13 protein-coding genes are annotated in these 13,491 nt (G+C 39.8%); 8 read left to right on the forward strand and 5 right to left on the reverse strand.

All coding sequences use genetic code 11. The features are described from left to right. Window positions 1–17: 17 nt before the first annotated feature. Window positions 18–698: an SDR family oxidoreductase gene (locus tag AOR04_RS18610; protein WP_096794279.1), complete on the reverse strand. Its 681-nt coding sequence runs from the start codon at window positions 696–698 to the stop codon at window positions 18–20. Between the two features lie 276 nt (window positions 699–974). Here AOR04_RS18610 and AOR04_RS18615 point away from each other — a divergent pair, with 276 nt between their 5' ends. Then, window positions 975–1,829, forward strand: a complete 855-nt coding sequence (locus AOR04_RS18615; protein WP_096794280.1) for a mechanosensitive ion channel family protein — start codon at window positions 975–977, stop codon at window positions 1,827–1,829. A gap of 81 nt (window positions 1,830–1,910) precedes the next feature. On the opposite strand, the gene astB is transcribed toward AOR04_RS18615, so the two are convergent. Continuing rightward, window positions 1,911–3,257: an N-succinylarginine dihydrolase gene (gene astB, locus AOR04_RS18620; RefSeq protein ID WP_033039790.1), complete on the reverse strand. Its 1,347-nt coding sequence runs from the start codon at window positions 3,255–3,257 to the stop codon at window positions 1,911–1,913. A gap of 637 nt (window positions 3,258–3,894) precedes the next feature. After that, on the reverse strand, window positions 3,895–5,001 hold the full coding sequence (locus AOR04_RS18625; RefSeq protein WP_096794281.1) for an L-dopachrome tautomerase-related protein: 1,107 nt from the start codon (window positions 4,999–5,001) through the stop codon (window positions 3,895–3,897). Between the two features lie 107 nt (window positions 5,002–5,108). Between AOR04_RS18625 and AOR04_RS18630 the strand changes: the two genes are divergently transcribed. Next, entirely contained in the window at window positions 5,109–6,077 is a 969-nt protein-coding gene (locus AOR04_RS18630; protein WP_096794282.1) for an IS30 family transposase, read from the forward strand. 67 nt (window positions 6,078–6,144) lie between these two features. Here AOR04_RS18630 and AOR04_RS18635 read toward each other — a convergent pair whose 3' ends face one another. Continuing rightward, window positions 6,145–6,579, reverse strand: coding sequence for a MarR family winged helix-turn-helix transcriptional regulator (locus tag AOR04_RS18635; protein ID WP_008137797.1), 435 nt, complete (start codon window positions 6,577–6,579; stop codon window positions 6,145–6,147). A gap of 123 nt (window positions 6,580–6,702) precedes the next feature. On the opposite strand from AOR04_RS18635, the gene AOR04_RS18640 reads away from it, so the two are divergent. The 5 genes from AOR04_RS18640 to AOR04_RS18660 all read left to right on the forward strand — a co-directional run bounded on the left by AOR04_RS18640 (window position 6,703) and on the right by AOR04_RS18660 (window position 12,163). Then, window positions 6,703–7,131 carry an organic hydroperoxide resistance protein gene (locus AOR04_RS18640; RefSeq protein WP_096794283.1) on the forward strand — a complete coding sequence of 143 codons (429 nt, stop codon included), beginning with the start codon at window positions 6,703–6,705 and terminating at the stop codon, window positions 7,129–7,131. A gap of 164 nt (window positions 7,132–7,295) precedes the next feature. After that, the gene (locus tag AOR04_RS18645; RefSeq protein WP_096794284.1) at window positions 7,296–7,652 is read left to right on the forward strand and encodes a metalloregulator ArsR/SmtB family transcription factor; all 357 of its coding nucleotides are present in this window, start codon (window positions 7,296–7,298) and stop codon (window positions 7,650–7,652) included. A 32-nt stretch (window positions 7,653–7,684) separates the two neighbouring features. Next, on the forward strand, window positions 7,685–8,695 hold the full coding sequence (locus tag AOR04_RS18650) for an ArsJ-associated glyceraldehyde-3-phosphate dehydrogenase (protein ID WP_096794285.1): 1,011 nt from the start codon (window positions 7,685–7,687) through the stop codon (window positions 8,693–8,695). A 24-nt stretch (window positions 8,696–8,719) separates the two neighbouring features. Next, entirely contained in the window at window positions 8,720–9,937 is a 1,218-nt protein-coding gene (gene arsJ, locus AOR04_RS18655) for an organoarsenical effux MFS transporter ArsJ (RefSeq protein WP_096794286.1), read from the forward strand. 105 nt (window positions 9,938–10,042) lie between these two features. After that, window positions 10,043–12,163, forward strand: coding sequence for a methyl-accepting chemotaxis protein (locus tag AOR04_RS18660; protein ID WP_096794287.1), 2,121 nt, complete (start codon window positions 10,043–10,045; stop codon window positions 12,161–12,163). A 66-nt stretch (window positions 12,164–12,229) separates the two neighbouring features. Here the strand turns inward: AOR04_RS18660 and AOR04_RS18665 are convergent, their stop codons facing one another. After that, window positions 12,230–12,817: a TetR/AcrR family transcriptional regulator gene (locus tag AOR04_RS18665; protein ID WP_007377108.1), complete on the reverse strand. Its 588-nt coding sequence runs from the start codon at window positions 12,815–12,817 to the stop codon at window positions 12,230–12,232. Window positions 12,818–12,928: 111 nt separating this feature from the next. Between AOR04_RS18665 and AOR04_RS18670 the strand changes: the two genes are divergently transcribed. Continuing rightward, on the forward strand, window positions 12,929–13,471 hold the full coding sequence (locus tag AOR04_RS18670) for a carboxymuconolactone decarboxylase family protein (RefSeq protein ID WP_007377107.1): 543 nt from the start codon (window positions 12,929–12,931) through the stop codon (window positions 13,469–13,471). Window positions 13,472–13,491 lie beyond the last annotated feature (20 nt).

A 13,491-nucleotide genomic window follows, 5' to 3' on the forward strand; every position in this document is an offset into this window, starting at 1 on the left:
CCCAAACTAAAGAATGTTTAATTAGTTGGCATTAAATAAATCTCGCGCACGCTGTTGCGCTGGTTTGCTTCAATAGCAAACAGTACGGCGTCGGCTACATCTTGTGGGTCGAGTTTATCGGGTTTAGCGTCATCAAAAAACGGGGTGTTTACCATGCCTGGGGCTATGGTGGTACAGCGTCCGTTCCATTCGCTCATTTCCTCAGCTAAGTTTTGTCCAAAACCATAAGCAAACCATTTAGTTGCACCGTAAATAGAGCCGCCAATTGGCTTACGGCCAGCGGCAGAGCTGGTTAATATAAAGTGACCTTTGTTTTGGCGTAAATGCGGCAGTGTTAATTTTGCAGTCCACAGTAGGGCTTTAATGTTTATATCGATCATGGTTGACCACTCATCGGGGTCGCCTTTTTCGGTGCCAGCGGTTGAAACGCCCATACCCGCGTTAGCAAAGGCTACGTCTAATCGGCCAAACTTTTCAATGCCTTTGGTAACCACGCTTTCAAGCGCGGTAAAGTCGGTTGCATCTGCGGCTACGCCCAGCGCATTATTTGAGCCTAACGACTTTACTAACTCAGTTAACTTATCTTCGCGTCTAGCGGTAAGTATTACTTTATGACCATTATTTACAAGGGTTTTTGCGGTTGCTTCACCAATGCCACTTGAAGCGCCGGTTATGAGTACTATTTTTTCTTTTGCCATAGATAACCTCTTTAATGAACGTTAAAAACTTAAACCGAGGATACCAAGAAGCGATTAACCTACATTGAATAGTCGCTATAAATTAGCCGTAAATGGCCGTGTTTTATATTCTAATAACCATGGTTTTTAGGCCGTTTATTAAAATTTTAGTAAGTGATTAAAAAAGATAGGTTTAAATTTTTTATTCTATATACTCGCGCCACTTCTTTTGAAGTCGATTTTTATTAGATTTAACCATTATTTTGCTGAGTGTCAGCAACATTTATCGGAACAAACATGAAAGATAAACTTTTAGCGTTTTGGCAAAGCCATTCAGAAACAATCATCACTTTAGGGTACAAAGTGATTTTAGCGTTGGTGATTTTAATTGCGAGTGCCTTAATTGCACGCTCGGTTAAAAAAGCGATTAAAAACGCTAAATCGCCATTAAAAAAAGTGGATAGTACGCTGCTTCCTCTTTTATCGAGTATTGCTGGTTATTTAGTTTATATAATTGGCGGGCTATTTATTTTAGATATTTTTGGCGTAAACACGGCCAGTTTAATTGCGCTAATGGGTGCTGCTGGTTTAGCGATTGGTTTAGCCCTTAAAAATACGCTGAGCAATATTGCTGCGGGTATTATGCTGCTAATACTCAGACCTTTTAAAATAGGCGACTTTGTTGATGCCAGTGGCACGCTTGGTACTGTGAGTGAAATAAACCTATTTACCACTATTTTTAAAACCACCGACGGCCTTTATATTGCATCCCCTAACGGCAAAGTATGGGGTGGAAATATTAAAAACTTTACCCGTAATGGCAAAAGACGAATGGATATAGTGGTGGGTATTTCGTATGCCGACTCTATTGACGTTGGCTTAAATGTACTTAAAGAATTAGCCGCATCAGAGAGCCGATTACTCGCAGAGCCTGCCCCTAAAGTAATGGTGACATCAATAGGCGAAAGCGCAGTAAACATTCAATTACGTGCGTGGGCTGTTAATGGTGATTATTGGCAAACCGTGTGGGATTTAAATAAGCGCGTTAAAGAAGCTATTGAAGGTTCTGGGCTGAGTATTCCATTTCCGCAGCGTACGCTGCATATATCTGAGTCTATGGCATCGGCAGTAATTGTTAACAAAGATACCTAAATATGTATTAACATAAACACAAATAAAAATAGCGAGCCTTGGCTCGCTATTTTTGTATTAGCCTTTGTGTAGGCTGAGGTATTAACCTTCTAATTGAAAGTCGTACACTGAGCCTAAATTAAGTAGCTGCGTTAGCTCATCAAGTGCTTGGTAGCTCTCGGTGAGTAGAGCTGAGTCTGCAAAGTCACTTGCACCTAATTTGTCGCGGTAGTTACGTTTTGCCCAGTCACACAGTTGTGTATATTTAGTATCAGTTAAAATAACCTCTGGGTTTATTGCAGCAAGTTCTTGCTCGTTAAGGGCTACACGTAAACGCAAGCAAGCTGGGCCGCCACCATTTTGCATACTTTGGCGTAAATCAAAAAACTGTACTTGGTTTACTGGGTTATCAGCCATGATCATTTCTTCAATGTAGGCGTTAACTGCGCTGTTGCGTTTACACTCTTGTGGTGCCACTAACAGCATTGAACCATCTTCAAGGCTCACTAGCTGGCTGTTAAATAAATAGCTACTTACAGCGTCGGTAATACTTACTTTATCGGTAGGTACTTCAATAATGTAAAATTCTTTATTGCCCACATACGCTTCGCGAATATCTTGCAGTGCCAAAGCTTGGTTTAAAAATGCTTGCTGGTGGCACAGTAATACGTTGGCGTTACCTACTGCAATTACATCGTTATGAAACACGCCTTGATCTATTACGTCTGGATTTTGCTGTAGTAAAATTTGGCTTGAATCTTTTAAGTTATGTAAACGGCAAATTGCTTCTGAGGCTTCGAGTGTTTGCCTTGCAGGAAATTTAGCTGGTTTTGGTAATTGGCTGTTAAACGCGCTGGCACCAAATACAAACATTTCAAGGCCTTGCTCGCCGTGGCTGTCACAAAAACGAGTATGGTTTGCTGCACCTTCGTCGCCAAAAAAGCCTTGGTCGGGTAAATGGGTATGGTGCGCAAAGTATTTGTCGTTGTTAAACATCGCTTTTAATAAGCGTGTAGTGGTTGCAGGCTCTAATGAACGATGAAACTTATTATTTAAATTAGCTGAAGTAAAATGTACTTTGCCGTCGGTTGTATCAGGAGATGGCGATACCGTAGCGGCATTGGCTGTCCACATTGCTGACGCTGAATAACACGCGCGTAATAAAATAGGATCAGCTTTAAATGCTTTATGAATTACTTGTGCATCATTACCGGTAAAGCCTAAGCGGCGCAGTACGTTTAAGTCGGGGCGCGCATGAGGGGCAAATACACCTTGAGTTAGGCCTTTGTCGTGCATCGCTTTCATTTTTTCAAGGCCTTGAAGCACTGCCTCTTGAGGATTTGAAAAGCTTGCTGCGTTATTTAACGAGGCAACATTACCATACGATAAACCAGCGTAGTTGTGAGTAGGGCCAACTAAGCCATCAAAATTAACTTCCAAAGCGTGCATACACGTTCCAACTAAAAATTTTCAATAGGATGCAACAATACAACGCAATAGGGCTGCTTGCAAAGTTATAAACGCAGTGTTTTTACTAATTTTTTCGACGTTTTTAAATGTGGAGTTTATTACAAGGGGGTTGTTTTTATATTGAACGATTAATTTGAAGTTTAATTAAAATGTACACATAAATTTCATAGTGTGCAAAAGCTTAGCCTAAAGTAGGTTTTTACATTTAAGCTTTATGCCAAGCCTTTACACAATACGATGTTACTTAACATAGACGCGCTCTTTGTCAGCGGTGGTATGGGTATTTGTTGGATCATTAACTTGCCAAACGCTAATGTCTAAACGCCATAAAAGGTAAAGGGTATGGTATAAGTTGAACATGGTTTTTCCTTGGTATTTTCACTGAACACATCAGTTTATAGGAAGAAGTATGCCAACATTAACTTGAATATTTTATGAATAGAAATCAGGTATTTAGTATTTAAGTGTAAATACGTACTAAAGCATTAGCACCAAAGCGGTGATGTATTTTTAAAATGTGCACCAGTGTGGTGTGTTTTTAACAAAAAGCCCTGCAACTATTGGGTCACTTAAATGTGCAAGGCTTTTTAAAAAATGTAGTCACTTAAAAAGTAAATTAGCGGCCTACTTTTCCTTTTACTAAAGGCTCGAACGACATTACTTTAAACTTACCGTGGCTTTGATTTTTGCCATTATTAAGTACAGGCGAATTATGTAAATCGTCAACGGTAAAGTATATTTTATGATCGGCTCCGTAGCTAAAACCATCAGGCCAGCTCAAACGTTCGTCTTTAAATAATACTTCGTAGTCGCCAGTGGGTTTAACTACGCCAATTGCGCCATTGGTTATGTCGGTTACATATACGTTACCGCCGCCATCAACAATAATACCGTCTGAAATTGGCTTAGTGCCGTAACGCGTAACTTTGTCTTCAAGCGCTTTAGCCCAAAGGCTCTCGTTATTTATATCGCTGGTGGCAATGCGGTAAACCGACGTGCCCGACATTGAGCCAAAGTAAAGCCAGTCTTCGTTAGGGTCAAGCGTAATAGGGTTAACACCTAAGCGGGCAGGTTGGCCGCCAAGGCTCATTGTGCGCCCATCAATAACCATATCGATATTTTCGGCGGTGGTGTAATGGCTATTTTGTAACACTCTACGTGCGACACCTGTTTTAAGGTTTACCGTAATAATAGCGGCTTGGTTGCCTTGGGCTGTGTCGGCAATGTATACAACGCCATGCTTATTATCGATGACTAAATCGTTTAAAAACGAGGTGTCGGTAATGGTCGGTTTAGCCAGATAAATAATTTTGTGCAGTTGCTCTTTGTTTGTATCCCAACCTACTAAGCGCCCAGCGTGATCGGGCCCTGAAGTGTCGAGCATCCATAAAACGCCATCACTTGATACATTTATGCCAAGTACGTCGTAAAAACCTTTACCGTTATTGTACGCGTATGCCCATTCTTCATTAGGGTAGGGCTTAGTTGTACCATCGCTTAAAAGCTCCATAATTTTTTGCTTTTGGCCAAAAAAGCCATGCACAGATAAAAATTTTCTGCCTGATGGGGTAATAGCAATGTTGCCCGGTGGGTGCTGCGCATCAAATGTGGCTACTGTTTTTAAATCATCATTTTGGCCAGCGGTGTTAGCAGTTACAGCGTTGCTACCTAAAAGTGCCGTGCTACACGCCGCTGCTAATAGTAATTTTTTAATATGAGTCATTTTTAAAACCCCTAGATTCAAATTGTAAGTGCATAACTTGTTTTGGCTAGATTAAGTGGTCAGTTGCTCATAAGCTAACTGCTTTTTCTCCGGCAAGAGATTTTACAATGAGACATTACAAACAACTGACCTATGAGCAAAGATGCCAGATCGCTATTCTAAAGAAAAGCGGTTTTACGCAACAAAGTATTGCTGAGCTAACTAATTTATCGCAATCTACGATTTCAAGAGAGCTTTCTAGAAATACAGGCAAGCGAGGTTACAGATACAAACAAGCTCATGAGCGGGCTTTGTCTCGCCGAAGAAGTGCAAGAAAACCACTTAAGATGACACTTGAAATGATGGCTTTAATTACCCAGAAGCTTAATGAGAAGTGGAGTCCTGAACAAATAACGGGATGGTTGCGCAAGGAAAATAAACAATCTGTCAGTCATGAATGCATTTATCTATATATCTGGGAAAATAAAAAAGCAGGTGGTGAGTTATACCTACATCTACGCCGACACGGTAAGAAATATCACAAGCGCAGTCATGGTAAGACAAACCGAGGACAAATAAAAAATCGCGTTAGCATTGAAGAACGTCCACAAATAGTTGATGAGAAAGGCCGTATCGGAGATTGGGAAATAGATACCGTCATAGGTAAAGGCCATCGAGGCGCCCTTGTTACCATTGTAGAGCGGGTCACCCAATTCACTGTATCAACTCAGGTGGCAGGAAAAACAGCACAAGCCGTCACTGCGGCGACGATAGAACTATTAAGGCCATATAGGTCAGCGCTTCATACCATAACGGCTGACAATGGAAAAGAGTTCGCTTATCATGAGCAAATCACAAAGGCATTAAGTGTTCCTGTTTATTTTGCTCACCCTTATCACTCATGGGAGCGCGGATTGAATGAAAACACGAATGGATTACTACGCCAGTATTGGCCGAAGAGCACAGATTTTAAGGCGGAAACACCAGCGCAAGTTATACCAGTACTTGAGCAACTTAATAATCGTCCGAGGAAGACACTTGGATTTGAAACGCCTGCAAAATTGATGCAGGATCACTTGGCGGCTAAAGCCGCCTAAACGTTATGCACTTCAGATTTGAATCCGCGACCTTTTAAAACACGTTTATTGTTTAAAAATTAAGAGCCTAATCGGCTAAGTCGTTTACTACTAAATCGAGCAGCTGCATTAACTGCTTCGCTTGTGTTGCATCTACACTATCAAATTTACATAAAATATTTTTAGGAATATCGGCCGCTTTTAACTTAAGTGATTGGCCATGCTGGGTTAGCTGCACTAAGCGTTTGCGTTTGTCGTGCTCATCTTTAACAACAGCCAGTAATGATTTGTCGCTCATTTTTTTGAGTATTTGGGTCATTGCACCGCCGTCTATCGCGGTTTTATCTATTAGCTCTGCAATTGTTATTTCGTCTTGCTCCCACAGGGCCATCATTACTACGTATTGCGGGTAAGTTAAATTTAGCTCGTTTAAAGGCTCGCGATACGCACGCGCAATGCTGTTAGATGCCATGTATAACCGATGGCATAACTGATTTTTTAACTTTAATTGCTCAAACGGCATAACGTTATCCTTTATTTCGATACATGCTATTTTAATTTGCATGCAAAGTATTTGCAATCTCTAATTACTTGTTCTATTATTTTGCACACAAACTAAATTAATTACTAAACTTTGGAGTTCATTATGAATGTATTACAAAACGTAGCTTACACTGCAAAAGCAACTGCAACTGGCGGCCGTGAAGGCGTAGCTAAATCTGATGATGGTCGTTTAGATGTAAATTTATCAACACCTAAAGGTTTAGGCGGAGACGACGGACAAGGCACTAACCCAGAGCAATTATTTGCCGCAGGTTATGCAGCATGTTTTATTGGTGCACTTAAATTTGTAGCAGGTAGTGAAAAAATAGATTTACCAAGCGACACACGTATTAATTCACAAGTGTCTATTGGTGCTATTGAAGGCGGTTTTGGTATTGCAGTAAAACTTGCTGTGTCACTAGGTGATATGGATAAAGCTGCAGCGCAAACGCTTGTAGATAAAGCACACCAAGTATGCCCATATTCAAACGCAACACGTGGCAATATTGAAGTAGAGCTTTCAGTTATTTAATAACTAAATAAAGAAAAGTTATAAAAGCACACAACGAGAATTAGTCGTTGTGTGCTTTTTTGCGTTTAAGGCATAAAAATTAAATATACGATAAATCGTATATTCACTATTCCATATATTGTTATTTTGTTTTATTGTGTATGCATAAGCACAGTGAGGACAGTATGGAACAATTCAACCCACTTCAATTTTATAAATGCCTAGCGGACGATACGCGTTTAAAAGCAATGTTGCTTATTAGCGACCAAGAAGAGCTATGTGTATGCGAACTGGTTGCTGCACTTGAGCTAAGCCAACCTAAAGTGTCTCGCCATTTAGCACAGTTAAGACAATGCGGATTATTGAGCGACCGTAAACAAAATCAATGGGTTTATTACAGTATTAATAAAGCCCTGCCAGAGTGGGCTAAAAATGTATTAACGCAAACGCTTACTGCTAACCCTTCATTTTATGAAAACGATTTAACGCGCTTAAATGTTATGGGTAATCGCCCTGAACGTATTACTAGCTGCTGTAACTAACTAATAAATTAACTTATTAAAGGTATTTAATTATGACTATTAAAGTAGGTATTAACGGTTTTGGCCGTATGGGGCGTTTAACTCTGCGTGCAGCAGTTGATTGGCCAGAAATAGAGTTTATTAAAGTAAATGATGTAGCGGGCGATGCTAAAACCCACGCACATTTAATTGAGTTTGACTCAGTACACGGACGTTTAGCACAACAGGTTTCTAGTGACGATAATAGCTTTAGTGTGGGTAAACACACGATTGCAGTTACCAACAACAAAACCATAAACGAAACTGATTGGTCAGATTGCGATGTAGTAATAGAGGCCAGCGGTAAAATGAAAACCACTGAACTGTTAAATCAATATTTAGCGAAAGGTGTTAAGCGTGTTGTGGTAACCGCGCCTGTAAAAGAAAACGGTATATTAAATGTAGTAATGGGTGTAAACGATGATCTTTATAACCCAAGTGAGCATAAAATTGTTACGGCTGCTTCTTGCACAACTAACTGTTTAGCGCCAATAGTAAAAGTACTGCAAGAAAAAGTGGGCATTAAGCACGGCTCAATGACTACTATTCACGATATTACTAATACTCAAACAATTATTGATGCACCTCATAAAGACTTACGCCGTGCGCGCTCGTGCGGTACTAGTTTAATCCCTACTACAACCGGTAGTGCAACGGCTATTACGCATATTTTCCCCGAGCTTAAAGGTAAATTAAACGGTCATGCTGTGCGTGTACCTCTTACTAACGCGTCAATTACCGATTGTGTTTTTGAGCTAGAGCGAGGTGTTACACAAGATGAAGTAAACACTTGGTTTAAAGACGCTGCAAATAACGAGTTACAAGGTATTTTAGGCTACGAAGAAAGACCGCTTGTATCTATAGATTACAAAACAGATCCGCGCAGCTGCACCATAGATGCGCTTTCAACCATGGTAATTAACAACACTCAACTTAAACTATACGCTTGGTACGATAACGAGTGGGGTTATGCAAACCGTACTGCTGAGCTAATGCTTAAAGTTGCACAAAGTGATTTTGCTTAATCTCGTTTAAAAAGGTTTAACGCTATGCTTGCGCAGTTAGCTAATTTACCAAGTTCTATAAAGCAATATTTAATAATTACTGGTAACTATTGGGCATTTACTTTAACTGATGGTGCGCTACGCATGTTGGTGGTGCTGTATTTTCATCAGTTGGGTTATGGTGCATTTGCGATAGCCATGTTGTTTTTGTTTTATGAAATATTTGGGGTGATCACCAATTTAGTAGGTGGTTGGCTTGGCGCGCATTTAGGGTTGAACAAAACCATGAATGTAGGGCTTGGGCTACAACTTGTCGCCTTAGCCATGCTTTGCGTGCCAGGGGATTGGCTAACCGTTGCCTATGTTATGGCAGCGCAAGCACTGAGTGGCATAGCAAAAGACTTAAATAAAATGAGCGCAAAGAGCGCCATTAAGTATTTAGTACCACAAGACGATGCAGGGCAAAGCCAATTATATAAATGGATTGCCATACTTACCGGCTCTAAAAATGCGTTAAAAGGAGTGGGCTTTTTTTTAGGCGGCTTATTACTAACTGTGTTTGGTTTTGTGGGGGCATTAATAAGCCTAATTGCTTTACTCAGTGTTGCGTGGGTTATTAGTTTAATTTTTTTAAAAGGCGAGATTGGTAAAGCTAAAAACAAACCTAAGTTTAAAGAATTATTTTCTAAATCCCGGGCAATCAACTTACTTAGTGCAGCGCGTTTATGCTTGTTTGCGGCGCGCGATGTATGGTTTGTAGTTGCACTACCTGTTTACTTAGCCGCTCAGTTTAACTGGGATCATTGGTGGGTCAGCGGCTTTATGGCTTTGTGGGTAATTGCTTATGGGCTGGTGCAATCGCAAGCACCGCGAATAACTGGGCAAGGTGATTCAACTTCACATTCGGTCAAAAAAGCGTATTGGTGGGTCGTTTTATTAAGTGGTGTAACTGGCATTTTAGCGTTGTTGATGCAATTGGATATAGCGGTACATTTTACGCTTGTAATCGGCTTACTTATTTTTGGTGGAGTATTTGCTGTAAATTCATCGCTGCACAGTTACTTAATAGTAAGTTTTGCTAAAAATGATGGGGTGTCACTCGACGTAGGCTTTTATTATATGGCCAATGCGATAGGGCGTTTGCTTGGTACGGTGCTTTCTGGTTGGGTTTTTCAAGTATATGGGCTTAGTGCGTGTTTATGGGTAAGTGTTTGTTTGTTAATAATGGCGACAATTACGACGGCATACCTGAAAAAGCAGTAAAAACCCAATTAATTGTATTAAATTCAAATTGTTTGATGATATTCATAGCTTCATTTTTTAAAACTACTAAACTATAGCTGTAGATTTAATCAAAAGGTGTATGGAATGCGGGAAATATCGTTAGCAAAAAAGTTACTCTGGCTTACCGTCGGGAGTATATTTATTACAGTATTGGTACTTTCTAGTGTTTTATGGTGGGAATTATCATCAAGCAATGAGCAGTTAGCGATCAAATCTGAAGAGTATATCGTTGCTGAGGTTGAAGAAAAACTTAATGCTAATGCTGCAGTATATGGTGAACGAATTGCTGGCTTTGTTAACGAGGCTTACCGAGTTCCGTATTCATTAGCCGCATTACTTGGTGATGCTGCAAAACAAAATACGCTAAGTAGAGATACAGTTGTAAGCATAAACCGCTCTATTTTAGAAAATAATACACTTTTATCTTCTATTTATTCTCAGTTCGAAGCTAATGCTTTTGATGGGCAAGATGCTCAATTCCAGCGGGGCTTTAAGCATTCTGTTGATGGTGATGGCACGCTCGAAGTCTATATTACTCGGGACGAGAATGGTACGGTAGAACAGCAAAAAGTGGCTAATGCAGCTGACAAATATATAACAAATTTGAACGAATTTGGACTTCGCGAAGCTGAATGGTACTTATGTGCAAAGGATACGCTCACACCATGTATTATGGAGCCTTACCTTTACGAAATTCCGTCTGGTGATTCGGTAATGTTAACGTCATTAACAGTGCCAATTTTAAAATCTGGGCAGTTTATTGGTTTAGCTGGCGTAGACTTAACACTTCCTACTTTTCAAGTGATGACTGAACAGCTTTCTAAACAACTCTATAACGGTAAAGCAAAAGTAACATTATTGAGTGACATAGGCTTAATTGTTGGCAGTAGCCATTATAAAACTAAACTAGGGCGTCCACTAAAAGAAGCGATTAGCTCATCGTTGTACAACGATATTGAAAAGTCAAAAGGACAAAGCGGTATTTTTAAGGTTAATAACGAGTACCTTGTTAATTACCCTATCAATATTAAACTTGCCAATAAGCAGTGGTCTTTAATTATTGAAGTACCAACAGAACTTGCGCTCGCAGGTCCTGAAGCGTTGGCTGAAAACATGCAAGAAACTGCAGCATCGTTAGGGTCTATTATTTTAGTAACCGGTTTAGCTATAGCTGCAATTGCATTTGTTATAATGAAATTAATGGTTGGCGGCATCGTTGCACCGCTTCGACAAATTCAACAACGTGTTGATAACCTTGCAAGCTCTGAGGGTGATTTAACGCATACATTGCATGTTGATAGCCACGCTGAACTTATTGCATTAGCTGGTGGGTTTAATCGATTTTTAGCAAAACTACGTGATTTAATTTCTGAACTAAAAGCGGTGTCTGAGCAAACCAAACAGCAAGGCGAGATAGCGCAACACATTGCGATAGATACAAAGCAAAATGTGCAATCGCAATTTCAAGAAATTGAAAGTGTGGTAACGGCTATGAACGAAATGAGCGCAACAGCACTCGAAGTTGCCAGAGCATCAGAACAGTCAGCGCAGCAGGCAGATGAAATTAATGGCTTAGTGGTTAGTAGTGAGTCGAGTTTGTCGTCAGCGATGAGCCAAGTTAAAACTATGTCTGAAGAAATTAAAGAAGCTAACCAAGCGGTTGAAAAAGTAGCATCGCGTAGTAAAGATATTACGCAAATTTTGGATGTGATCCGTACCATTTCAGAACAAACTAACTTATTGGCACTTAATGCGGCAATTGAAGCTGCGCGTGCTGGTGAACATGGCCGAGGCTTTGCGGTAGTTGCTGATGAGGTAAGAGCGCTTGCGTCTAAAACGCGTTCATCGACTGACGATATCAGTAAATTGATCGATAGTTTGTTACACGAAGTTGGCAATGCCTCAACTGTAATAGAAAAAGGCGTAGTGCGCGCACAAAGTGCTGTTGATGAAACCTCAATTGCATTTGATGCTCTTCACAGTGTAGTGGTTAAAGTTGATGAAATAACTAATCAAATTACACATATTGCCACGGCAGCTGAAGAGCAAAGTTTAGTAACTGAAGAAATAAATCGTAATTTAACACTTATATCAGATGCAGCTTCGCAGCTATCCGATTTATCGGCACAAGCAGGCGATAGCAGTGAAGTACTCAACAAGCTTGTAACGCAACAAGATTCAGAGCTTAATAAGTTAAAAACGTAATATTGAACGTAAAAAAATAAAAAGGCAGCAATTAAATTACTGCCTTTTTTAATTAAAACAAGCGGTTTATAGGTTTTTCATGAGCGCAAACATTTGATTGATCATAGGTTGGGCCAGTAGTTCAACGCCTGGTCGATTAAAATAACCACGTAACCCTGTAAACTGAATCTGAAAAAAACGTGCGTACTCAATAGCTGTTAATTTATCGCTCAACTCATTTTTTGCTATTGCTTGCTCGAAAAGTACAGTGAGATAACCTTCAAACTTAGCCGCTAAATCTAAACTCAATTCATATAAACTACTGTTTTTATCGGCAAACTCATTGTTAGCTTTTACTAACATACAGATTGCACTCGGGCTACAATCTTTGTTTTTAATTACCACATTTTCTACAAATGCACGTAAGCCACCTAAGGTTGTGTCTGACGAAGATAAAAAACCGTCAATTTGGCTTTTCATTTGCACCGTATAGTCTTTTAGTGACTCACTATATAGCCCCTCTTTTGAACCAAATGCAGAATAAATACTGCCTGGTCGCATATTAACGGCTTCTTGTAAGTCTCGCGTTGAGGTTGCATGAAAGCCTTTTTCCCAAAATAATTGGCTGGCAACACGAACAACATTTTCGCGTTCAAATTTAACCTTATTAACCATTTCATTCTCAATTAATTTGAACAGTTGCTCAATTTTAACTTGAACAGTCGCTCAAAATCAAATAGTATGTGTTTCGAAGTTACATAAACCTAATTATTTTTGGAGCTAAACATGGCAGAATTTACTTTATACACGGCAGAAAATGCACCAGAAGAAGCAAAACCACTTTTAGCTGATTCAGTAGCAGCATTTGGTATGCTTCCTAACTTACATGCAGTAATGGCTGAAGCACCAACATTACTTAAAGGTTACCAAGTACTGCATGACTTGTTTCAAAAAACGTCATTTAATGCAGAAGAGCTAACAGTAGTATGGCAATCAATTAACGTAGAGCACGACTGTCATTACTGTGTTCCTGCTCACAGTGGTATTGCAGCGGCAATGAAGGTTGATCAAGGTATTGTTGACGCACTTGTTAACAAAACACCACTTGAAAACCCTAAGCTAGAAACTCTTCGTGAAACTACACTCGCAATGACACGTGAACGTGGCGTGATCAGCGATGAGCAAATCGAAAAATTCTTTGCCGCAGGTTACGCTAAGCAACAACTACTTGAAATTATTGTAGGCTTGTCTCAAAAAGTAATGAGCAACTACACTAATCACCTTGCTGATACACCAGTAGATGATGCATTTAAAAAATACGTAAAATAAATACGGTTCTATAAATGACA

This window comes from Pseudoalteromonas sp. 1_2015MBL_MicDiv, from assembly GCF_002407505.1.
Lineage (GTDB): Bacteria > Pseudomonadota > Gammaproteobacteria > Enterobacterales > Alteromonadaceae > Pseudoalteromonas > Pseudoalteromonas fuliginea.

Excerpts from the sequence above, each read along its gene's own strand:
- AOR04_RS18645 (WP_096794284.1), top strand. The coding sequence starts at position 7,296 with ATGGAACAATTCAACCCACTTCAATTTTATAAATGCCTAGCGGACGAT.
- AOR04_RS18660 (WP_096794287.1), top strand. The coding sequence starts at position 10,043 with ATGCGGGAAATATCGTTAGCAAAAAAGTTACTCTGGCTTACCGTCGGG.
- AOR04_RS18615 (WP_096794280.1), top strand. The coding sequence starts at position 975 with ATGAAAGATAAACTTTTAGCGTTTTGGCAAAGCCATTCAGAAACAATC.
- AOR04_RS18625 (WP_096794281.1), bottom strand. The coding sequence starts at position 5,001 with ATGACTCATATTAAAAAATTACTATTAGCAGCGGCGTGTAGCACGGCA.
- AOR04_RS18670 (WP_007377107.1), top strand. The coding sequence starts at position 12,929 with ATGGCAGAATTTACTTTATACACGGCAGAAAATGCACCAGAAGAAGCA.
- AOR04_RS18630 (WP_096794282.1), top strand. The coding sequence starts at position 5,109 with ATGAGACATTACAAACAACTGACCTATGAGCAAAGATGCCAGATCGCT.
- AOR04_RS18610 (WP_096794279.1), bottom strand. The coding sequence starts at position 698 with ATGGCAAAAGAAAAAATAGTACTCATAACCGGCGCTTCAAGTGGCATT.
- AOR04_RS18635 (WP_008137797.1), bottom strand. The coding sequence starts at position 6,579 with ATGCCGTTTGAGCAATTAAAGTTAAAAAATCAGTTATGCCATCGGTTA.
- AOR04_RS18665 (WP_007377108.1), bottom strand. The coding sequence starts at position 12,817 with ATGGTTAATAAGGTTAAATTTGAACGCGAAAATGTTGTTCGTGTTGCC.
- astB (WP_033039790.1), bottom strand. The coding sequence starts at position 3,257 with ATGCACGCTTTGGAAGTTAATTTTGATGGCTTAGTTGGCCCTACTCAC.
- AOR04_RS18650 (WP_096794285.1), top strand. The coding sequence starts at position 7,685 with ATGACTATTAAAGTAGGTATTAACGGTTTTGGCCGTATGGGGCGTTTA.
- arsJ (WP_096794286.1), top strand. The coding sequence starts at position 8,720 with ATGCTTGCGCAGTTAGCTAATTTACCAAGTTCTATAAAGCAATATTTA.
- AOR04_RS18640 (WP_096794283.1), top strand. The coding sequence starts at position 6,703 with ATGAATGTATTACAAAACGTAGCTTACACTGCAAAAGCAACTGCAACT.